The following is a 451-nucleotide window of genomic DNA, read 5'->3' on the forward strand; positions in this document are numbered from 1 at the left end:
GGGTGATCCCGCGCTCCTCGGCCGCCTTCACGATGGCCACCGCCAGCGGGTGTTCGCTCGCGCGCTCGACACTGGCCGCGAGGCGCAGCACGGTGGCCTCGTTGAAACCCGCGGCCCGCACGATCCGTGTCACCGCCGGCTTGCCCTCGGTCAGCGTGCCGGTCTTGTCGACCACCAGCGTGGTGACCTTCTCCATGCGCTCCAGTGCCTCGGCGTTCTTGACGAGGACGCCGGCCTGGGCGCCGCGCCCGACGCCGACCATGATGGACATCGGCGTGGCGAGCCCGAGTGCGCAGGGGCAGGCGATAATGAGCACCGCCACCGCCGCCAGCAGCGCGAAGGTGAAACGCGGCTCGGGCCCGAAGGCGATCCAGGCGACGAAGGCCAGCACCGCCACGCCGATGACTGCCGGCACGAACCAGCCGGCGACCTGGTCGGCGAGGCGCTGGAT

Annotated in this window: 1 protein-coding gene; it reads right to left on the reverse strand. The window is 71.8% G+C overall.

Translation table 11 applies throughout. The features are described 5' to 3' along the window. Positions 1-451: HAD-IC family P-type ATPase (locus C1631_RS25560; RefSeq protein WP_123966794.1), on the reverse strand; the 451-nt coding region annotated here is incomplete at both ends.

The organism is Chryseobacterium phosphatilyticum (genome assembly GCF_002899825.2).
Classification (GTDB): domain Bacteria; phylum Bacteroidota; class Bacteroidia; order Flavobacteriales; family Weeksellaceae; genus Chryseobacterium; species Chryseobacterium phosphatilyticum.